General features: G+C 47.5%; 18 protein-coding genes. 5 read left to right on the forward strand and 13 right to left on the reverse strand.

Annotated features, from left to right (window positions below):
• Positions 1–158: 158 nt before the first annotated feature.
• The 3 genes from ribH to ACFOET_RS14190 all read right to left on the reverse strand — a co-directional run bounded on the left by ribH (position 159) and on the right by ACFOET_RS14190 (position 3,354).
• Positions 159–650 carry a 6,7-dimethyl-8-ribityllumazine synthase gene (gene ribH / locus ACFOET_RS14180; RefSeq protein ID WP_379023763.1) on the reverse strand — a complete coding sequence of 164 codons (492 nt, stop codon included), beginning with the start codon at positions 648–650 and terminating at the stop codon, positions 159–161.
• 16 nt (positions 651–666) lie between these two features.
• Positions 667–1,350 carry a tetratricopeptide repeat protein gene (locus tag ACFOET_RS14185; protein WP_379023765.1) on the reverse strand — a complete coding sequence of 228 codons (684 nt, stop codon included), beginning with the start codon at positions 1,348–1,350 and terminating at the stop codon, positions 667–669.
• Between the two features lie 72 nt (positions 1,351–1,422).
• Positions 1,423–3,354: a polysaccharide biosynthesis protein gene (locus ACFOET_RS14190; protein ID WP_379023767.1), complete on the reverse strand. Its 1,932-nt coding sequence runs from the start codon at positions 3,352–3,354 to the stop codon at positions 1,423–1,425.
• Positions 3,355–3,576: 222 nt separating this feature from the next.
• Here ACFOET_RS14190 and ACFOET_RS14195 point away from each other — a divergent pair, with 222 nt between their 5' ends.
• The 5 genes from ACFOET_RS14195 (at position 3,577) to ACFOET_RS14215 (ending at position 9,443) form a co-directional block, all read left to right on the forward strand.
• Positions 3,577–4,788: an alanine dehydrogenase gene (locus ACFOET_RS14195; protein ID WP_379023769.1), complete on the forward strand. Its 1,212-nt coding sequence runs from the start codon at positions 3,577–3,579 to the stop codon at positions 4,786–4,788.
• Between the two features lie 43 nt (positions 4,789–4,831).
• Entirely contained in the window at positions 4,832–5,707 is an 876-nt protein-coding gene (locus ACFOET_RS14200) for an alpha/beta hydrolase (protein WP_379023771.1), read from the forward strand.
• 376 nt (positions 5,708–6,083) lie between these two features.
• The gene (locus tag ACFOET_RS14205) at positions 6,084–6,917 is read left to right on the forward strand and encodes a glutamate--tRNA ligase family protein (protein ID WP_379023773.1); all 834 of its coding nucleotides are present in this window, start codon (positions 6,084–6,086) and stop codon (positions 6,915–6,917) included.
• A gap of 73 nt (positions 6,918–6,990) precedes the next feature.
• Entirely contained in the window at positions 6,991–9,135 is a 2,145-nt protein-coding gene (locus ACFOET_RS14210) for a prolyl oligopeptidase family serine peptidase (protein ID WP_379023775.1), read from the forward strand.
• Between the two features lie 26 nt (positions 9,136–9,161).
• A complete protein-coding gene (locus ACFOET_RS14215) occupies positions 9,162–9,443 on the forward strand; it encodes a GNAT family N-acetyltransferase (protein WP_379023777.1) in 282 nt (93 codons plus the stop codon).
• A 94-nt stretch (positions 9,444–9,537) separates the two neighbouring features.
• Here the strand turns inward: ACFOET_RS14215 and ACFOET_RS14220 are convergent, their stop codons facing one another.
• From ACFOET_RS14220 to ACFOET_RS14265, 10 genes are all read right to left on the reverse strand, one after another.
• Positions 9,538–10,593: a TerC family protein gene (locus ACFOET_RS14220; RefSeq protein ID WP_379023779.1), complete on the reverse strand. Its 1,056-nt coding sequence runs from the start codon at positions 10,591–10,593 to the stop codon at positions 9,538–9,540.
• Position 10,594: 1 nt separating this feature from the next.
• Positions 10,595–11,566 carry a polyprenyl synthetase family protein gene (locus ACFOET_RS14225; protein WP_379023781.1) on the reverse strand — a complete coding sequence of 324 codons (972 nt, stop codon included), beginning with the start codon at positions 11,564–11,566 and terminating at the stop codon, positions 10,595–10,597.
• A 77-nt stretch (positions 11,567–11,643) separates the two neighbouring features.
• A complete protein-coding gene (locus ACFOET_RS14230) occupies positions 11,644–12,207 on the reverse strand; it encodes a DUF3109 family protein (RefSeq protein WP_379025122.1) in 564 nt (187 codons plus the stop codon).
• Positions 12,208–12,223: 16 nt separating this feature from the next.
• The gene (locus tag ACFOET_RS14235) at positions 12,224–13,018 is read right to left on the reverse strand and encodes a DUF3108 domain-containing protein (RefSeq protein WP_379023783.1); all 795 of its coding nucleotides are present in this window, start codon (positions 13,016–13,018) and stop codon (positions 12,224–12,226) included.
• Between the two features lie 45 nt (positions 13,019–13,063).
• Positions 13,064–13,579, reverse strand: coding sequence for a DUF2480 family protein (locus tag ACFOET_RS14240; protein ID WP_379023785.1), 516 nt, complete (start codon positions 13,577–13,579; stop codon positions 13,064–13,066).
• Between the two features lie 73 nt (positions 13,580–13,652).
• Complete coding sequence (locus tag ACFOET_RS14245) at positions 13,653–15,764, reverse strand: peptidylprolyl isomerase (RefSeq protein WP_379023787.1); 2,112 nt, start codon at positions 15,762–15,764, stop codon at positions 13,653–13,655.
• Positions 15,765–15,912: 148 nt separating this feature from the next.
• Entirely contained in the window at positions 15,913–16,500 is a 588-nt protein-coding gene (gene lptC, locus ACFOET_RS14250) for an LPS export ABC transporter periplasmic protein LptC (protein WP_379023789.1), read from the reverse strand.
• Positions 16,501–16,528: 28 nt separating this feature from the next.
• Positions 16,529–17,863 (reverse strand): hypothetical protein, encoded by a 1,335-nt coding sequence (locus tag ACFOET_RS14255; protein WP_379023791.1) that lies wholly within the window; start codon positions 17,861–17,863, stop codon positions 16,529–16,531.
• Between the two features lie 134 nt (positions 17,864–17,997).
• A complete protein-coding gene (locus ACFOET_RS14260; RefSeq protein ID WP_379023793.1) occupies positions 17,998–18,978 on the reverse strand; it encodes a DUF6427 family protein in 981 nt (326 codons plus the stop codon).
• Between the two features lie 89 nt (positions 18,979–19,067).
• The gene (locus ACFOET_RS14265; RefSeq protein WP_379023795.1) at positions 19,068–19,925 is read right to left on the reverse strand and encodes a UDP-2,3-diacylglucosamine diphosphatase; all 858 of its coding nucleotides are present in this window, start codon (positions 19,923–19,925) and stop codon (positions 19,068–19,070) included.
• Between the last annotated feature and the right edge of the window lie 274 nt (positions 19,926–20,199).

Below are 20,199 nucleotides of genomic sequence, written 5' to 3' on the forward strand. Positions count from 1 at the left end.
TGGGCAGGATTTTCGTGAGCAGGACTGCAACGACAATGAAACAAGCAAAACAAGTGTGATACTGATGGCGAACGTCCTTCTCATGTTGAACCCCTTATGGAAATGGGTACCGCAAAACTAGTATTGAAATCCGGTTATTCCAAATTAATAATGCAACCTTATCCGATTTCGGCGTTGAGTGCGGCCATCTGTATGGCAGTCACCGCTGCTTCCTCTCCTTTGTTGCCGTGTTTACCGCCGGCCCTATCCAAAGCCTGTTGTAGATCGTCTGTTGTCAACACACCGAAAATAACGGGCTTATTGTGTTTTAGCGCTACGTTGGCAATGCCATGAGCCACGGCGCTACATATATAATCAAAGTGTTTGGTTTCTCCCTGGATAACGCAACCCAGGCATATTACGGCATCCAATGACTTGTCACGAAGCACAATGTCCGCACCGCTTGTCAATTCATAACTGCCAGGCACCTGTACAATACGGATGTTTTCCTCAAAGCCACCGTATCTTTTCAGTGTGTCAAACGCCCCTTCCAGCAAGCGACCTGTAACCTCTGCGTTCCATTGCGACACGATGATACCAAACCGGTATGGAGCGGCTGAAGCAACCTCCATGTGGGCGAAATCCGATAGATTTTTGTTATGGCTTGCCATGAATAAACGGGACTGCCTATAGCTGCGCTTCTGCCCTTGCGATGTAGCTTTCTATAGCGGACGCTTCCTGGCTTTCAGGAAAGTCTGCTTGGATTCGCTTATAGGCATCAAGTGCTTGTTTAAAATCGTTTTGTGCCTCACATACCAACCCTAGTTTTTTAAGCAGCAATGGTGAGGTAAATGTATTTGAGTTTTTTTCGGCCGCTTTCTTGTAGTAAGAAGCGGCCTTCTTATAATCCTTGAGCTCAGAATACGCATCGCCAAGCAAGCCGATGACAAGGGGATCCAAGACGGTGCTGCCAGTATTGCTGTACTTTTCCAGGGCCTCGATCGCCTCTTGATATTTGCCCTGGCGGAGGTATAAGCCGCCGAGGTATGCATTCGCAATATTCGCTGACTTCGTGTTTTCATATTCCTCGGCAATTTCCCGGAATCCGGGATAAGACCCATCGCCATCAATAGCCCGTTGATGCAATGAATCTACCGTTGCGTAGGTTTCCGCTTTGAACAGTTGGTCAGCGGCAGTCGCCGCCCGGGGAGCCAGGTAGAATCGCTGGTAACCGATATAAAGCAATATCAACACAACTATTCCGCCTATAATGAACACCAAGCTCTTTTGGTTCTCCATAATGAAGTTGCTGTTTCCGGGCTTTTTCTCGGGAGCCGGCGCCGCCGTTTTATGTTTTTGATTACTTGACATTTCTGTTTGTAAATTCGGATTGCAAAAATACACTTTTGCTTATTATATCCAAGGCTTTTTTGTAACGTGTCTTCAAACGTCAAGTCCTGTTTTTCGTTTTTCGTCCAGGTCTTCGTAGACTGAATTGTTACTTTTAAACTCGGGTACCAACTTTTTCATTTTAAGAACGATTTCCCTCTCGTTCTGATTTTTGGTCAGGTTGATCAGCTGACTTACCTCGTATTCGATGTGCTCGAAATCATAATTCCTTACTTTAGCAATCATGATCTTTTGATGGTGGGTGGGAAGCGTATTTTCAAGATCGTTGAGCAGTTCTTCATATAATTTCTCCCCCGGTCGCAGTCCGGTGTATTCAATATTGATGTCCTTGTTGGGGACCAAGCCCGATAGCTTAATCATCTTGTTGGCCAGTTCGACGATTTTTACCGACTTGCCCATATCGAATACATATATTTCGCCTCCATTGCCCATAGACCCGGCCTCCAGCACTAACTGGCAGGCCTCGGGAATGGTCATGAAATATCGTGTGATCTCAGGGTGTGTGACGGTGACAGGCCCTCCCTTTTCAATTTGGCTTTTAAACCGGGGTATCACAGAGCCGTTGGAACCGAGCACGTTGCCGAATCTTGTAGTAATAAATCGGGGGTATGTGGCGCCGCTATTGCTATTTAATAAGGAATGCTGCTGAAACAAATGATTGAAGTAAGTCTGTACGTAGATTTCAGCGATTCGCTTAGACGCGCCCATGACATTGGTTGGATTGACAGCCTTGTCGGTAGAGATCATGACAAACTTTTCCACACCGTATCTAACAGCTAGGCGCGACACTAAGCGCGTGCCCAATATATTTGTGCGTACGGCTTCAACGGGGTGGTTCTCCATCATCGGAACATGCTTGTACGCCGCAGCGTGGTACACATAATGTGGTTTGAACGTACGGAATAAGGCGTCCATTCGGTCCTCGTCTCGAATGTCCCCGATGAATGCATGATAAAGCTGATTTCTTTGAGAATCCTCCAGCTCCAGTTGCAACTCATGCAACGGTGTCTCCGCCTGATCGGTTAGGATGATCATTTGCGGCAAATATTTTCCCAATTGCCTCGCGATTTCACTGCCAATGGAGCCCGCGGCACCGGTGACTAATACCCGTTTTCCACGCAATTGCTGACTAATGGTTTGATTATCTATTTTTATAGGCTCCCTTTCCAGCAGATCCTCAATTCGCATCTTTTGGATTTGGTTGGGCGTTACTTCCCCATTGATCAACCGATGTATGGGAGGCATGGTAAGCACTTTGATGTTTCGCTCCAAGCACAAATCTACAATGGCTGCCTTTTTTTCCACCGGGACATTATGAGAAGAGATAATAAGTTCGTCTACCTTGCCTTGTATGATAAGCTGTTCAAAATAATCGGTATGGTAAATGCGTACGCCATCGATTACCTTACCCACTTTCTGTACGTTGTCATCAATGAATCCGACAACCACGTTGTCGGCGGCATGATCATGGTCTAAGGTTCTTTTTGCAGCGATCCCGACGTCGCCAGCACCATAGATAATCGTTTGGCGACGGTTTACTTTCATGTTCTTGATGTACAGAAAGAAAAGTTTTACCGTAGAGCGGTATGTGATCAATAACAGAAAGTTCATTAAACCGTATGCAACCAACAGACTATTGGAAATTAACGGTGAGCGGTTAATAGCGATCAAAATGGTGTTCAGCAGAAAGAGGATGAGTACACATAGTGCTACTGAAGACAATATCCGCACGGAATCCAGGGCACTGGTATACCGTACGATACCCGCATACATTTTTAGCCGGTAGAAGACGGCAGAACTTACCACCGACACGACGAGAAGTTTCCGGCTGAAATCTACAGAATTTATGGTGTCGAAGGCAAAACTATTAAGCAGCAGGTTGGCAAAAAATAAAGCGGTCGCACTGCAGCATAAATCTAGCGTGAAAATAATCCAACGGGGAACGATGTTAAGTCTGTCAAACATCCGGTGCGATTAAAGGCAGCAAAATGGACACGTTATGGGGATAAATACGCCTCAAATATACAGAATTTTAAATTACAACCAAGCGTTCGGCAATTTAGCTTGTACTTGTCGTTCGAATAGGGACGCCGGAACTAACCACTTCTTGTGATCAGCCTAGATTTTGAAAAAAATTAACTATTTTCGCATCTTGAACCCAAGTTTTATGGATAAAGTAAGCGCATCATGAGCGAGTTATCAAAATTGGCGCGGCAGGCATTGTTGCAACCACAGGAGGCAATGCTTGAAACTGGAAAGAAGAAAAACAGCCTATACATCGGGATTCCCAAAGAAATCAGCTTTCAGGAGAACCGAGTGCCATTGACCCCGCTCTCCGTTGCGTTACTTGTTGAAAACGGCCATGATGTCGTGCTGGAAAGCGGGGCAGGTGCAGCAGCGAATTTTCTTGATCATCACTACAGTGAGCAGGGAGCGACTATCGTGCATGATAAGGAAGAGGTATACAAGGCTAATATTGTCATCAAAATCGCTCCTCCGACATTGGAGGAAATCAATATGATGCACAGTGGCCAGGTGCTGTTGTCGTCCCAACAACCTTCATTGATGAGCCTCGATCATCTTCAGGCCCTGATGAAAAAGAAGGTGACCGCACTGTCGTATGAGTACCTTCGCGATGAGGGCAATACCCTTACAGTGGTACGCGCTATGAGCGAGATTGTCGGCGCAACGTCCGTACTTATTGCCGCCGAATACCTGAGTAATGTATTTGACGGCAAAGGGTTGATGCTGGGCGGGGTCACCGGAGTTCCCCCCACGGAGATGGTCATCCTCGGTGCTGGGACGGTGGGTGAATTCGCTGCGAGGACAGCCATCGCACTGGGCGCCCAGGTCAAGGTGTTCGACAGCTCAGTTTATCGGCTCCGCCGTTTGCAGAACAATGTAGGAAGTAGGGTATTCACATCGGTGATCCAACCCATCGTATTGCGCAAGGCGGTGATTGGATGCGACGTTGTGATCGGGGCTATCCGGGCGAGCAATGGACGCAGTCCATGTATCATTAATGAAGAGACCGTGTCAAGGATGAAGCCTAATTCTGTGCTGATCGATGTCAGTATTGATCAGGGCGGATGCTTCGAGACGTCGGAAATTACCAACCACGAACAGCCCGTATTCCGGAAATATGATGTAATCCATTACTGCGTCCCCAATATCGCGTCCAGGGTAGCGCGAACCGCCACGTACGCGCTGACTAACATTTTCACGCCCATCCTGTTAGATATCGGTGAAAGTGGAAGTATTATGAATCTAATCTGGACGAGGCCCGGTATCCGAAATGCCATCTACCTCTATCAAGGGCATCTCACGAACAAGGATATTGCCAATAAATTCAACCTCACCCCTAAGGATCTGGATTTGCTCGTCGTTTCTAACCATTAACCGCTGCATGCTGTATCCAAGTACGATAATATGTATTATGCTCATGGTGACGCCCGTAGCTGCAAATTCCCAGGTCGTTATCAACTTATACGATGATGCGGTGCCAAACAGCAAACCGTCGTCCATGGAGGAGATTTCGACAACGGACGATCATGGAGTAGTCCGTATTTCTGGTGTGACCAAACCCACACTAACCGCATATCTCCCGAACAAAAAGACAGCCCACGCCGGAAAGGCGGTCATCGTCTGTCCTGGAGGAGGGTACAGCATCTTAGCAATCGGCCACGAAGGCCATGATGTTGCACAAGCGTTCGCGGCGCACGGCATAGCAGCCTTTGTGCTGCAATACCGGTTGCCTACCGATGATGCCATGATAGATAAGCGTATCGGCCCGCTTCAGGATGCCCAGCGCGCTATCCAATTGGTACGGGAAAGAGCAGATGAATGGGGAGTAGCACAGGATAAGATCGGTGTAGTGGGCTTCTCCGCGGGAGGACATTTAGCATCAACCCTTTGCACACAACATCAGGAACCACTCATCGATAATCCGGAGGGTACATCCCTGCGGCCAGATTTTGCCCTGTTGGCGTATCCCGTCATCAGTATGAAGGAGGGGATGACACACAACGGGTCAAAGAAAAATTTGCTGGGTAGTAATCCCGGGGCTGGAGACGTCGTCCGCTTTTCAAACGAAATGCAGGTAACGGCAGCTACGCCGCCGACGTTTCTGATGCATGCTGCGGATGATACCGTGGTGCCCATAGCGAATAGCGAAGCGTATCTAACAGCTCTAAAAAAATACGGTACAGCGGCACGGCTTGTCCGGTACCCCAGCGGAGGACATGGCTTTGGCCTCCACAACACGACTACTTCCGATAAATGGGTTGACCAATTTTTGACGTGGCTGGCCGAGCAATAAGTTGATTTTGACCATGGTGGCTGTTCCGGTGTGCTTCCTTTCGATTCTTGTTCGTCCGAACCACTTGGAAGCTGGTTGATCGCGGGGAGCGACACCAGCTAACCAGTGATTCACAAACACACATTATATCTTGGTCGTTCAACGACTAACGTTCTGTTCGAATATTCCGTCTCTATTAGGACGCTGACGTATTTAAAACGTTGCACGCATTTTGAAAAAAAATATATAAACCGCGCGTCAAAATCACAATCATAAGATTATCAACGCATTAAGTTTTTGAATACGTCATGGCGCTGTTTGAAAACGGACAATCTGCGTGTCAAAAGTGAACAGTTGGCGCTTACCCGATCTACATTAATTTACTAACTTAGCCGGGATGCAACAGTTTACGTCGACCCGCATTGCACCGACACCCAGCGGCTTCCTGCACCTGGGCAACGCGTATTCGTTTGCTCTGACAGCAGCGCTCGCCAAGCGATCCGGGGCACAGATCTTGCTGCGTATCGATGACCTGGACAGAAAGCGGGTAAAGTCCGAGTATCTGGCGGACATATTCGATACATTGAGCTATCTGGAGATTCCCTGGGATACGGGGCCGCGAGACTACCATGAATATGAAGCAACCTTCTCACAAGTGCACCGAATGGCGCTGTACGAGGATGCATTGCGCCAATTGCGAGCGAAAGGGGTGGTGTTCGCCTGTGATTGTTCGCGCACGACGCTGCTAAACGGTCATCCGCAGGGCGTCTATACGGGGGCATGTAAAACCAAGAGGTTATCGTTGGATACGCCGGGGTGCAGCTGGCGTATAGATACTGCGGCTGCGGCTCTGCCTGAGTATATGCAATATTTTGTCGTGCGGAAAAAGGACGGATTCCCCGCTTATCAACTCGCTTCTTTGGTGGACGATACCCACTTCGGGATCGATCTCGTTGTCCGGGGCAGCGATTTATGGGAGTCTACTCAGGCGCAGACCTATTTAGCTGAAGTGTTGGGGTACCCAGCCTTCCGCGATGCCACGTTTTGCCACCATCCCCTGTTGACGGCCAATGGCCAAGAGAAGCTTTCCAAATCGGCGGGCGCTACCTCGGTAAGGTATTTCCGCCGGCAGGGGATAGCGAAAGAGGAAATCTATCAGACCATTGGCCGTTTGCTGGGCCTGGCATACCCTGTTTATGGTTGGCAGGATCTGGTACCCAGTATAGGCTAGGTAAATTGTGTCATGCATTGCACATAATGGGAAATTCTATTAGTTTTGTTTTCACTACGAGTTATTGTAACGCATGAATAGACACATAAACTTTATCGTATTGGCTATGAGTATCGCGGCCTGTCAGAACCAAAAGACCATTAACCCTGCAGCGGAAATTTCGTTGTTGCCATATCCCGAATCAAAAAAAGGCGATGTGGTAGACCACTATTTTAGTGCCGAGGTGCCCGATCCATACCGGTGGCTCGAAAATGACACCGCTGATGATACCAAGGCCTGGGTAGCCGAACAGAATAAGGTGACCGAACATTACCTAGAGCAGATACCTTTCAGAGATGCCATTTACCGCAGGTTAGAAAAGCTGTGGAATTATGAAAAATTTTCCGCTCCTTTCAAAGAAGGCGACTATACATACTTTTATAAGAACGACGGGCTGCAGAACCAGAGCGTGCTATACCGGCAACAGGGAGATGACGGTGAGGTGGAAGTTTTCCTTGATCCCAATAAATTTTCTGAGGATGGCACCACTTCGATGGCGGGCATAGCATTCAGCAAAGACGGTAGTTTAGTTGCCTACCAGCTATCCGAAGGTGGTTCAGATTGGCGCAAGGTGGTGGTTATCCGCACAGATGACAAATCCATCGTCGGCGACACACTGGTTGATATCAAGTTCAGCGGACTGGCATGGCGGGGGAATGATGGCTTTTATTATAGCAGTTATGATAAGCCCAAGGAAGGCAGCGCACTATCTGGTATCACTGACCAGCACAAGCTCTATTTTCACCGGCTTGGCACGCCGCAGGAAGCGGATCAACTAATATTTGACGGACCGAATGCGCCGCGTCGCTACATCGGTGGATACCTCACTGAAGACGAACGGTTTCTCGTCATCTCGGCCGCCAATACTACAAGCGGAGCTGAATTGTATATCCAGGATTTGTCCAAACCTGGCAGCCCGATCGTGACGGTAGTGGATAATTTCGAAAAGAATCACAGCGTCGTTGACAATGACGGGAGTAAGCTGTTTATTTACACTAATTTGGGAGCGCCCAATGGGAAAATCGTAACGGTAGATGCAAACGACCCCCGGCCTGCAAATTGGGTAGACCTCATACCGGAAACGGACAATGTGCTCAATCCAAGTACGGGGGGCGGCAAAATATTCGCTCACTACCTCAAAGATGCCACCTCTTTGGTACAGCAATACAGCCGCGATGGCAACTTGGAGCGAACCATTGAATTGCCGGATGTTGGGTCGGCCGGCGGCTTCAGCGCCAAAACAGAAGATAAAACGTTGTATTATTCCTTTACTTCCTATATATATCCGCCCACAATATTTAAGTATGACATTGCCTCAGGCAACTCGGAATTGTACAAAGCGTCCGGTGTGGATTTTGACCCAACCAGGTACGAATCTAAACAAGTGTTTTATACCTCAAAAGATGGCACGAAAGTGCCCATGATCATTACACACAAAAAGGGAATAGCCCTGGATGGAAATAACCCGACGTTGTTGTATGGCTACGGAGGGTTTGATATCAGCCTCACCCCTTCGTTTAGCACGTCTAACATCATACTGTTGGAGCAGGGTGGGGTGTATGCGGTCGCGAACCTCCGGGGAGGCGGCGAATACGGTGAAAAGTGGCACTTGGCTGGCACTAAGCTTAATAAGCAAAATGTGTTTGACGATTTCATCGCCGCCGCAGAATACCTTATTGGAGAAAAGTATACATCTTCTGCAAAGTTGGGCATTGCAGGTGGCTCCAATGGCGGTCTGCTGGTTGGGGCGACCATGACGCAACGGCCTGAATTAATTAAGGTGGCATTTCCGGCCGTCGGTGTCTTGGACATGCTACGGTACCATAAATTCACCGCAGGTGCAGGCTGGGCATATGATTATGGTACGGCCGATGATAGCGAAGAAATGTTTAACTACTTATATCGTTACTCACCTTATCATGCATTAAAGCCAGATACGGCTTACCCGGCTACAATGGTAACTACGGCTGATCATGACGACCGGGTGGTACCAGCCCATTCCTTCAAGTTTGCGGCGCGTCTGCAGGAATACCACACGGGGCCAAACCCCGTATTGATACGGATTGAGACCAAAGCTGGTCATGGAGCGGGTAAGCCTACTGCTATGGTCATTGCTGAACAAGCAGATAAATGGGCGTTTCTGTTCCAACAAACAGGAACGCCCTTCAACGAGCCGTGATCTATGGCTATAAAAGCGATGTGACAATGGAGATTTTCAGAGACGACGATGGAAAGAAAGGCCGGTTCAGGATACTGATCGACGGCAATGAGGCAGGTCTAATGACCTATACCTGGGCCGGCGAGGGTAAGTTTATTATCGACCATACCGAAGTATACCCGGACTTCTCCGGACAAGGGGTGGGCAAGGAATTGGTAATGGCAGGCGTGGCGTTTGCGCAAGAAAATGACTTGAAAATCATTCCGTTATGTACGTATGCCAAACGCGTTTTCGATAGAACTCCGGACATCAAGGATCTGTTATTCTAACTGCCTGTGTTAGGCTACCTTACTTTGCGGCTGCGCGTTACCTTCGCAGCCGGTCGTGTTGGTAGCGGCGTCATGCGTCATGTGTCTGCCCGTTTTACAGGTCCGCTGGTTTTGTTTTTTTCGGAAAAATAAGCGACGCAATGACGCTGATTGCCAATATTGATACAATAACAATCAAGGAATGCGATGTGGTGAATCCCCAACCGGCCAGCCAGTGATGCAATAGCATTTTTGCGCCGATAAAGACAAGTAAAAACGACAATCCGGTTTTGAGGTAGTGGAATTTATGGATAATATTGACCAATAAGAAAAACATCGACCGCAAGCCGAGTATAGCAAAGATATTAGAGAAGAAGACGATATAAGGATCTTTGGTTACGGCAAAGATTGCCGGTATCGAATCCACGGCAAATATCAGGTCGGTAAATTCGATGACAAGCAGCACGAGAAAAAGCGGAGTGACATACTTTTTGCCGTTTTCATTATGGAAGAATTTGCTGCCCACGAAGTTGGGATACACCGAAAAATATTTTGACGCAAATTTCACCACTTTGTGGTTTTTCGGATCAATTTCCTCCTCTTGGTTGCGGTGGACGAACATCATGATCCCTGTATATACTAAGAAAAGTCCGAACAAATAAAGTATCCACTCGAACTCGCTGATCAACGCCGCACCGATGAAGATGAACAGAAAACGCAGTACAATTGCGCCAATGATACCCCATACCAGCACCTTATGGTAATACTCTGCCGGTACACCAAAGGATGAGAAGATCAATACCATCACGAAGATGTTATCGACGGAGAGGGCATATTCGACGACATAACCTGTGATGTATTCGAGGGCCAAATTCCGTTTATATAGTTCGAGGCTCGCCGCAAAATCTCCCGGGATGAGCCGGATATTATGCAGGTGTTTTTCGGTAACTTCAACAAGACGGGCGAAATCCTGGATGTCATGCAGTTCGTCTCCCCACACACGTAAGACAACATAGAAGCCAAGTGCGAAGCTGACCCAAACGGTACTCATGATGGCTGCTTTCGTGAAACTTACTGCTTTATTACCTTTACTGAAAAGCCCTAAGTCAATAGCCAGCATCAGCATGATGAAAAGTAAGAAGCCACCAAAAAATAAAATTTCGTTGCTCATGTTATTTATTCCGTTCTGTTGTATATCGTACAAGTTGTTCAAGCCCATTCCGGTATTCATTGGACGGGAAATGGGTAAGGATCTCAAAAGCTTCCTGCTGATATGCCAGCATCTTTGCTGTCGCGTACTCCATCCCGCGATTGGCCTTTACGAAAGCAATCACCTCGTTCACTTTTTCGCGATCTTCATGGTGGTTTTTTATCAAATTGATGATATACCTTTTTTCGGACTTACGCACCTGTTTTAGTGCATGAATCAAAGGCAGGGTGATTTTCTTTTCTTTGATGTCATTTCCAAGGGGCTTGCCCACATCATCAATACCGAAGTCAAATAAATCGTCCTTGATCTGAAAAGCTATGCCCACTTTTTCACCGAATAGGCGCATCCGGTTAATGGTTGCTTCATCGGCGCCCGCTGACGCCGCCCCGCAGGCGCAGCAAGATGCGATCAACGAGGCGGTTTTCTGTCTGATGACTTCAAAGTACACCGGTTCTTCGATGTCCATCCGCCGGGCTTTTTCCAGCTGCAACAGCTCACCCTCAATTATTTGTTGCACGGCATCGCTGACGATATTGAGCATCCGAAAATCATTGTTTTTCAGTGATAGCTGCATTCCTTTTGCCAATAGAAAATCGCCGACCAATACTGCGATTTTGTTTTTCCACAGTGCGTTAACCGAGAAGAATCCCCGCCGCACGTTAGCATTGTCCACCACATCGTCATGTACCAGGGTAGCGGTATGCAGCAACTCCACCAATGCCGCTCCGCGGTGGGTGGCATCGTTAATCGTGCCGGATAAACCTGCCGAAAAAAAGACAAACATGGGCCGCATTTGTTTGCCCTTGCGCTTTACGATGTAGTGGGTGATACGATCGAGCAGCGGAACAGAACTCTGCATTGAGTCCTTGAACTTGTCTTCAAATACGGCCAGTTCCCCGGTTATGGGTTTTTGTATTTCACTTAGTTTGAGCATGTAGAATGGTGGGCAACAACGAATGTAACCTGTCTGAATAAAACCGGCGCAAGATACTAAGATAATTTAACAATGACCTATAGCAGGGCTACCGATTCTTCCAGCTCTTGATACCATTTCTGGCCATATTTCCGGATGAGCGGTTCTTTCAGAAACGCGTACACCGGCACTTTAAGTTCGCGGCCGAGGGAACAGGCAGTACGGCAGATGTTCCAACGGTCATAGTGCAGCACGTCAAATTCCGGATATGCGGTGGCGCGGATGGGATACAAGTGGCACGAAATGGGCTTCCTCCAGTTAATTTCGCCGCGTTCATACGCTTTCTCGATGGCACATTTTGTAATACCATTTTCCCAGGTTACATAAGCACACGCTTTATCACCGTCGACGCAGGGAGTGGTGAGGTCGCCGTCCGCGTCGATCACATGCGTGCCCTGCTCTTCCACCGTGGCAATTCCCTTCTCCGTCATGTAAGGTCTTACTTTGGGATAAATTGCGTCCAGCATGCTCAGTTCATCACGCTGCAACGGTGCACCCGCATCCCCCTCGATGCAACAAGCGCCACGGCATTTGCCGAGATTACATACAAACTCTTCTTTAACCAGTTCTTCGCTTACCAAGACAGCGCCTATTTCGATCATCATGGTCAATTGTATTTTATTTTGACACGCCTTTTACTTTCTGCCCAAGAGGGTATTTTAATCCCCGGGCATCGGCAATCTCCAGCGTTACCGAGCCGATCAGTATCTCTACTTGCGCTTTTACCGGAATGCGGTTTCCATCGTTGGTGACCCATAGGTAAAGCCGGCTGTCCTTCTTGAATATCCTACCCGGCGTGATTTCTGGGCTGAATTTCAGACATTCCAGCGTTCCAAGTGGCGTCTTCACGTTTTCGATGCCTATGTATTCGATGCCCAATGTTGCAATTTCGTCATTCAGGAAATAAGTCATCTTGAACGACTGCCCGGGTTTTACGTTGGTGAGATCGAGGTTGCGGGAGAAGTAATACGCAGACAACAAATCGAATGTTTGGGCAGATTCACTTTTGAATGTGCCTTTGTTGCCCTGCACCGTTCGGGTCCGATGGTCAAACCGAACAATGTCCGTGCGGCGATAGTTTCCCTCCCGTATATTTTCAGTATAGTAATGAGGCAGAAAAGTTCGCGAATCGATATACGAATTGTAGCGGTTATCGACCGTATAGAAAACACTGAATGCCTTGGAGGTCTGGCCCCGTGCAGACAAGTGGTAGGTATGCGGGCTGCTAAATTTTATTTTCGAATCCTCCACGGTAAGTGTGCCCACTGCAGCTGAAATGACCCCATAACGCAGCCGGTAGTGCAGCTCTTCGCCTGCTTTAAAAGCTGACTCCTCAAGGTAGGGGAGGGGTTGGCTGCTGGCAACCAATACAGCGCCCAAAATGACGGAAATTAAGGCGAGCGTTTTTTTCATGGGATGCGATATACAACTAATATGCGGCTTCGTTGGACAGTGGCGTTACGCCTTCCGTTTAAATACGGGGACGGTGGAACACGGTTCTCCATACATGATGCTTTTTGCGACCTTACTCAGTTGGGCGGTAAATTTGACGAAAGCTGACTCTGGAATTGGGATATCTCCACAGCCTTTGACCACTACGCGCTGGTCTCTGAATTTTTCTATGTCAATTTTTTCGAGCGCTCTTTCGTATAGCATGGTTTCAAGTGTCGCTAGATCGCCGAACACGATGTCTTCTGCACAGCTTGCCAGCCGGTTGGCGAGAAGCATATACGCCCATGTGGGTACAATGGCATCAGCCGTACAGGTGATGGCGACAAACTTGCCGCGATACTGTTCCCAATCATGGTTCTTGACAAACTCCCTAAAGTCCTTTTCCCTCAGAATGAGGCCTTGGAATAAGTTGTCTTTGATATCATATAGTACCCGCTCGCCCTTTGAAGCAAAATCAGCAAGATCAACGGTCAACAGACCACTTTGCGCTACTTTATTGATGACGGTTTCTTGTATATCCATAACAAAAAAAATCCGGACGGTGCTTGCACCATCCGGATACAAAGTTACGAAAATAAAACTAAGTGTCCGTGTCTTAAAAGAACTGGGCCCGGTTATCGACAATCTTGGCCTGGTCTTGCAAAGCCCGGAACACCAGCGACCATGTGCGCTGAGCGAGCGATTGCATCAGTTGCCTTTTCTGCGCATCCAGGTCTGCAGGAGCCTCTGGGTTGACAAACCCGGTCACTTCTACCACATACACACCTTGTGAACCCCGAATCGGTTTTGACGGCTGTTTCGGCTGCAATCCGAAGACGGTACCTACGACCGCATTCTCCTGTGCAACGCCCGGTATTACCGGATTTGAAAATACGATATTTTCTGCTAGGGTCGGGGATTTACCGAGTTTCTGTGCGATTTGAGCGAGGCTATTGGCTCCGTTGGAAGCCTCTTGAGCCTGGGCTATCAATTTCTTTCCTTTTACCCTGCTTCGCACCACGCCTTCGATTTCACTTTTTACTGCTTCCAACGGCAATTGGCCTTTTTTGCGAATACCAGTAAGTTGCGCCACGATAAATTTGTCGTCTGTCTCGTAGATTCTGTCCGTAACCTCATTACGGTCGGCGTCGAACGCCCATCTCACCAGTTCACGTGGCACCTCTGTTCCCATAAGCATGGTTTCCATTGCCGTAACATCTTCCGCTTTCAGTACCGAAAGACCTTGTTGTGCGGCCGTTTCCTGGAAATTATTCTGATTGGCGGCTCCGAAGAATTCGCTTGCTTTAGCGTAGGCAGCGCTTGTTGTCTCCTTTCCGCTTGTTATCTGCTTGTCGACGATGGCCGCTTTTACCACCCGTGATGAACCGATCTGGTCTTCAACTTTGATGATATGGATACCAAATTGAGTAGTTACTACTACTACGTCTCCGCGCTTTGCGTCAAAAGCGGCGTTTTCAAAAGCAGGTATCATCATACCACGACCAAATGTACCCAGGTCACCACCATTGATTTTACTGCCTTCGTCCGTACTGAATTGAATAGCAAGGGCAGCAAAATTCTCTCCGTTTTCGATTAGGCCTTTGATGGAATCCGCTTTGGCTTTTGCCCTATCCATGCCGCCTTCCGCTGCCGGGTTAAGCAGGATATGGCTGGCTTTTACCGAGTCGGGGCCGACTTTGGTTTCCACGACTTTGCCGATCTCAAACCGACCGTTGGCAAGCACTGGTCCCACCGTTGTACCTACCGGCACGTTGAAAAGCAGCGTGTCCAGGGCAGGACTAAATTCGCCCTGTTTACGGAAGATAAAAGGGTATTTAGTGTCTGAGTTGACTGCTGCAAACAACGAATCGGTTGTCGTTTCGCTCAGCTGAGCCTTCAGCTCTTCGATGGCAGTTCGCACCGCTGCGGTGTCCTGGGCCGTTGGGCTTGCATCGAAAACAACAAATGCCAAACTGCGCGTTTCCTCGGGGTTTTTAAATACCCCTTTATTTTCATTGTAGTAATCCTTATAGTCCTGTTCGGTGATGGTTACCGCGCTGTCAGGCACTGAATCGTAGTCCAGCAGTACGTATTCAAAATTAGCCAGTTTGTTCCGGTTGGTGTATTCTGCGGTAGCTTCCAACGACGTGATATAGATGCTGTTGTTGATGAGGTTGGTGTATTTGGTGCTCAACCGTTCATCAATGACACTTTGCAACAGTGCTTCCCACTGCCCATGCGCTTCGTGGCCCTGGGGAAGAGCGCCTACTTGGGAGATGAAGCCCGTAAGTTGGCCACGGTCGAACTGCCCGGTTTGCGGATCGCGGAACGCTTGCTGTATTTGCATGGAGGGATTGTCCCCTTGCACAAGGTCGTTCAATTCTGTTTTCCCCACGGAAAGGCCAATGCGTTCCACCTCGCTTTTCAGCAGCTCTCGATTGAGGTATTGGCCCCACACCTGCTGTACTGCCCATGACCTCATCTGCGGATTTAGTGTGCCGCCGCCCATCTGTTGCCGAAACATTTCCGAGGTTTGCTCAACCTGCGCATTGAATTCGTTGATATCAATAGCTTCACCGTTGATGCTGCCCACCTGGTTTTGATGGCGGGCCCAGAACGGTGTGCCATAGCTGATCACGTCTCCCAACAAAAATGCAAAAATTGCGAAACCGATAAAAACAATGATAACCACTCCTGCCCGGTTACGCAAATAATTCATTAATCCCATAGCCTGTATAAAACTGTTTTCGTTATGCTGTTATTTTTCGTGTCAAATCCTTGTTTTCAGGCGGTTGTCCGACCTTTTTTCGAAATGAGGCGCAAGATACGACTTTTATCAAAAAAAGAATAAAATAAATAGAAATGGGCCATACATGCTATCGGAAAGCAGGCCCTTCCCCATCTTCAAAAATGTAAAGCCCGGTCGAATTCTGTACCTCGATATTTTCAAAGTTGCCGTCTGAGTGAAAAGAAGATCCCATGAAATTACCTCTTCCATCTTTGAAATACGCTTCAATGGGTACATGGTTGTAAAACGTGTTGGCTTTCTGATCGTGAATAAGCTCTTCCGTCTTAATAATTGACCCATCTGCCCGTGTGATGACGACATTCCCTCTGAATTCAGTCAGCTCCTGGAGCTCCTTCTGAATAGCATAATCAGACGTAATGCGTTGGCTTTCCAAGCCGTTTTCGTCATAAAAAATAATGGTTACCCCTTTTTGAAATTCATAATAGGGCTCTTCCACGTTGTAATGTCGCATTTCAGGCGCGCTCATTTTCGCCTTTACCTTTGCTGAGTCGCTATATATGACGGTTACCCCCAAGGAGATGTCTACGGGTTCTTCGGCTTGAATGGCCGCAATGCGGTCTACCTCCTTCAGGTCCGTTTCGCACGCGGCGAACATGAGCACGCTGCACAACGCAGCTACCGCAAAAAGGAAAATTTTTTCATTAGGAGCGCTCATTATCCATTGTTGCGATCGGGTTTAGCCATTAATCGTATTGTCTGCGTCGGAACCAACGCTCGTTGAGCGTAAACCCTAAGTTGAAATTAATGTAGCGTTCGCGTACCAAGTTATTGGACAAGGTACCCATCTGACCGAATTCAGTGGAAAAATTTATTTTGTAAAAAGAGCCGCCGAATAGCGAGGGAAGCGGGAAGCCGAAGCCTGCTGTCAGCGCCATTTGGTCTACATTTTGGTTATCTATATTGATATGGGTCTTATTGTATTTGAATCCTAACCGGTAATCCACCACATTGAAATACCGCACAGAGGTAACATCGGGTGTAAACTGTCCGCCGACCGCAAAGCCGTAGCTGTCAGTGAGGCCCGGATTGTTGTCGCCAATGCGAAAATCGCTCCATTTGGCATAATTTACATCGCCGCCTACCATCCAGCTGTTGCCCTTCGCAATGCTGAACCCGACCCGGTGTTTCATGGGCATGGCTATTCGTTGTTTCTGACCTTCGTACTGGCCACCGATTGAATCGACCGGCAGGTTTTCAAAATCATTTTCCACACTGGTCGGCGTGCGCGTGATCACGCGCGATGCGCTGGTGTTCATCGGAGTTCCCGCGGTGCCTGTGTAGCCAATGGTTAAGCTTACGTTATTCCCAAGCGGTTGGAAGTATTGCAGGCCATAATCAAAACTGAATCCGTTGACGTACTGACTGCTGTCTATTCTGACGTTCAGCGCACCAATGTCGTTGGGGATTTCTACAGACCTGATGTTTTCCAATGTTCCAAAAATATAGGAAGCATTCACACCGACACTGAAGTTTTTGTTAAGCTGAATACCATATCCCAAATAGGCCTTGGTTGTACCACCCGCGCCAGCATATACGGTGCGGATGTTTGTGGTATCGATATTACCGGGTATGGCGTAGCTGAAACCGACATCGGAAAACGGCATGATGCCAAAGCTGATTCCGCCGGGCCGCCCCAATGGGATGCCGAAGTTGATGTGACTGAGCGCAAAATTGTAAGAGTCTTCAGAAAGTTGATTTTTACTGAGTTGGGTAATGTTTCCAAAAACCCCCACATCTATGGTAGTGAGTGCCAGCGCTGAATAGGACGCTGGATTACCCACGTTAATATTACCATACCCGCTTAGGTAACGAACGCCTGTTGAGATTCCTCCCATTGCACGGGTTTGTGGCAGGAGATCTCCCCGTATCTCGCCTAAACCAAACCGTGAATAAGGCGAACTGGTGGTTGAGCGCTGTGCATTTGCCCAGGTGCTTGCCAAAAGAAAAGAAATGAATAGGAAAACTTTCGGAGTGAGATGCATAGTGCTGTAAACGTACTTCAGGATGCGATGCTGCATGTATGAATTTAAGGGAGTTATGCTTGAATTACCAACTATAATACGCAAAAAAATGTATGCAAAGCTATTTAAATTTTAGTTGCAACAGGACATCCTTTTTGTTAAAAAAGGTTAAAACGCTGTTTGTAAAACAATTAGAAGAACTGAAAGTAGAGAATGGTGAGTATCAATATCGCAAATACACTTTCGTAAAACCACCGTTTAACGGCGTAATTGAAGTAGTAAGTCATGTATATCGCGATGGGAGGCACCGTCAACAAAAAATGGTTTACAGACCAGTCCCGGTTTAGGTAAAATGAGACCACTGCGAGCACCAACATACAAAACAGGAGTTGAAAAGATTTGCGGATATGAACGACGCTTTTAAACAGGTTTTGCCGCAAGGTAAAAATAAACAGCACCATAATCAGGACTACCGGTAGCAATACCAGGTAGTCATGGATATCAATGTGAACGGATGTTGGGAACGGGTACGTCAGCGGCAGCCATATTTCATAAAATTCGTCTAAGCGATCGAACCAAAGGTATACTACGCTCAGCAGAAAGTAGACAGCAGCAAAGCCAATAGAAGGCGCCAACCACTCACGCCAGTTGAACGGCCGGAAAATCAGCAAGCCACACCAGGCAAGCAACAGCATGATGATGAAAGGGAAATAGACCAGGCTGCCGAGTGCCACGATCATGCCCAGGTCGAACATCAGTGGTTTTATCTCGTTGCGCCGGTATATACTGAGCAGCTTATCAAGCATCCAAATCGATATGAAGTTGCAGATGAGAACGGGCGATAGGACTAGAAAAGGCAAGATGAGGCTCGCTAACGTCATGTACATCAACGCGGCTAAGAAACTGGGCCTACCAACAAGATTGAAGTGATTGATCACCCGGTTGATCAGGAGTGCCTGAATGATCGTCAATACCAAGGTGATAAGCACGTTAGCTTCAGGCGAGATTTGTTGCGGGATTAATCTGCCGCTAAAATTGCTGATAGCAGGCTCGAAAAACACCGGAATGAGGTCCTCCGGCAGATGAGTAAACACACCGATGCAAAGCACGAAGCCCAAGGCGGACAACAGCAAGATATTTAAAGGAGTGTACTTCCGAAACTGATTAATCATCGTATTGCATACGCCGAATCGGCACTGCAATAATAAAGGTTAATTGCTAATTATTAATGATTAATTGACAATTGGTGGGCCCAAGAACATCAGCTGCTGACCATCGGCTCGGCTTTGAGCAGTTCAAGGAGCCTTTTGATGTCTAGTTTGCCATTGAGATCGTCATTCTCAAACGTATCCAGGTCTTTATCGGCCGTGGCATAATCCGCCGCTTGGTAGCGGTATATCTGCCAGGTGCCTTTGTGGTACTCTAATGCGGTAAGGTTTTCTACCCAATCCCCTGAGTTGAGGTAAGTCACGGCCCCTTTTTCGGTTTGGATCAGCCGGATTTCCGGGTGGTGTATGTGGCCACAAATCACATATTGATAACCTTTTTCTATGGCTAGCGTTGCAGCGGTGACCTCAAAATCGTTAATGAATTTAACGGCATTTTTTATGCTGTTTTTTATTTTCTTGGAAAGGCTCATCTTTTCCCTGCCGAGTTTCGTGAGCATCCAATTGACCACGCCATTCAGCAAAATCAGGCTGTCGTACCCAATAGCACCTAGCCTGGCAAGCCATTTGGAATGCTGCATGGTCACATCGAAGATATCACCATGGAACACCCAGGCCCTTTTTCTGCCAATGCAAAGAGAAAGTTTGTTGGTGAGCGTAAGCGAACCTAGGTTGAAGTCGGCAAATTTCCGGAGCATTTCATCATGATTGCCAGTTAAGTAGGTCACCGGAACACCGTCAGCTACAAATTTAAGAATCTTCCTGACGACTTTCATATGCGATTCCGGCCAGTAACGCTTGCTGAACTGCCATACGTCGATGATATCGCCATTGAGAACTATTTCCTTTGGCTTGATACTTTTAAGGTAGTGCAACAGTTCTTTGGCATGGCAGCCGTATGTGCCGAGATGTACGTCTGATATGACAACAAGGTCCACATTTCGTTTGTTCATAGGTGTTCGGATTAATAATCTTCGCCGTCTTCAAACCGCACATCGATGTACTTGATAAAGAAATATGATAATATTATTAAGCAAAGGATGATGGCGAAAATGGATATTTCAACTAAGTATACCATATTGCACACAAATATGAACAACCAATGTTATGTATTCATTACGGACAGATTAAGCTTTTCGCTGAGGTTGTGGCGATCTTTTTGATTTTTTTCCGCATATGTTTTCATAACCTATCCATTCTTTGTTATTTTGTGGCATTCGCTTTTCT

The organism is Parapedobacter deserti (assembly GCF_042646065.1).
In the GTDB taxonomy this organism is placed as follows: domain Bacteria; phylum Bacteroidota; class Bacteroidia; order Sphingobacteriales; family Sphingobacteriaceae; genus Parapedobacter; species Parapedobacter deserti.

Excerpts from the sequence above, each read along its gene's own strand:
- ACFOET_RS14235 (WP_379023783.1), bottom strand. The coding sequence starts at position 13,018 with ATGAAAAAAACGCTCGCCTTAATTTCCGTCATTTTGGGCGCTGTATTG.
- ACFOET_RS14260 (WP_379023793.1), bottom strand. The coding sequence starts at position 18,978 with ATGATTAATCAGTTTCGGAAGTACACTCCTTTAAATATCTTGCTGTTG.
- ribH (WP_379023763.1), bottom strand. The coding sequence starts at position 650 with ATGGCAAGCCATAACAAAAATCTATCGGATTTCGCCCACATGGAGGTT.
- ACFOET_RS14220 (WP_379023779.1), bottom strand. The coding sequence starts at position 10,593 with ATGAGCAACGAAATTTTATTTTTTGGTGGCTTCTTACTTTTCATCATG.
- ACFOET_RS14255 (WP_379023791.1), bottom strand. The coding sequence starts at position 17,863 with ATGCAGCATCGCATCCTGAAGTACGTTTACAGCACTATGCATCTCACT.
- ACFOET_RS14215 (WP_379023777.1), top strand. The coding sequence starts at position 9,162 with ATGGAGATTTTCAGAGACGACGATGGAAAGAAAGGCCGGTTCAGGATA.
- lptC (WP_379023789.1), bottom strand. The coding sequence starts at position 16,500 with ATGAGCGCTCCTAATGAAAAAATTTTCCTTTTTGCGGTAGCTGCGTTG.
- ACFOET_RS14205 (WP_379023773.1), top strand. The coding sequence starts at position 6,084 with ATGCAACAGTTTACGTCGACCCGCATTGCACCGACACCCAGCGGCTTC.
- ACFOET_RS14225 (WP_379023781.1), bottom strand. The coding sequence starts at position 11,566 with ATGCTCAAACTAAGTGAAATACAAAAACCCATAACCGGGGAACTGGCC.
- ACFOET_RS14185 (WP_379023765.1), bottom strand. The coding sequence starts at position 1,350 with ATGTCAAGTAATCAAAAACATAAAACGGCGGCGCCGGCTCCCGAGAAA.
- ACFOET_RS14265 (WP_379023795.1), bottom strand. The coding sequence starts at position 19,925 with ATGAACAAACGAAATGTGGACCTTGTTGTCATATCAGACGTACATCTC.
- ACFOET_RS14190 (WP_379023767.1), bottom strand. The coding sequence starts at position 3,354 with ATGTTTGACAGACTTAACATCGTTCCCCGTTGGATTATTTTCACGCTA.
- ACFOET_RS14245 (WP_379023787.1), bottom strand. The coding sequence starts at position 15,764 with ATGGGATTAATGAATTATTTGCGTAACCGGGCAGGAGTGGTTATCATT.
- ACFOET_RS14210 (WP_379023775.1), top strand. The coding sequence starts at position 6,991 with ATGAATAGACACATAAACTTTATCGTATTGGCTATGAGTATCGCGGCC.
- ACFOET_RS14200 (WP_379023771.1), top strand. The coding sequence starts at position 4,832 with ATGGTGACGCCCGTAGCTGCAAATTCCCAGGTCGTTATCAACTTATAC.
- ACFOET_RS14195 (WP_379023769.1), top strand. The coding sequence starts at position 3,577 with ATGAGCGAGTTATCAAAATTGGCGCGGCAGGCATTGTTGCAACCACAG.
- ACFOET_RS14240 (WP_379023785.1), bottom strand. The coding sequence starts at position 13,579 with ATGGATATACAAGAAACCGTCATCAATAAAGTAGCGCAAAGTGGTCTG.
- ACFOET_RS14230 (WP_379025122.1), bottom strand. The coding sequence starts at position 12,207 with ATGATCGAAATAGGCGCTGTCTTGGTAAGCGAAGAACTGGTTAAAGAA.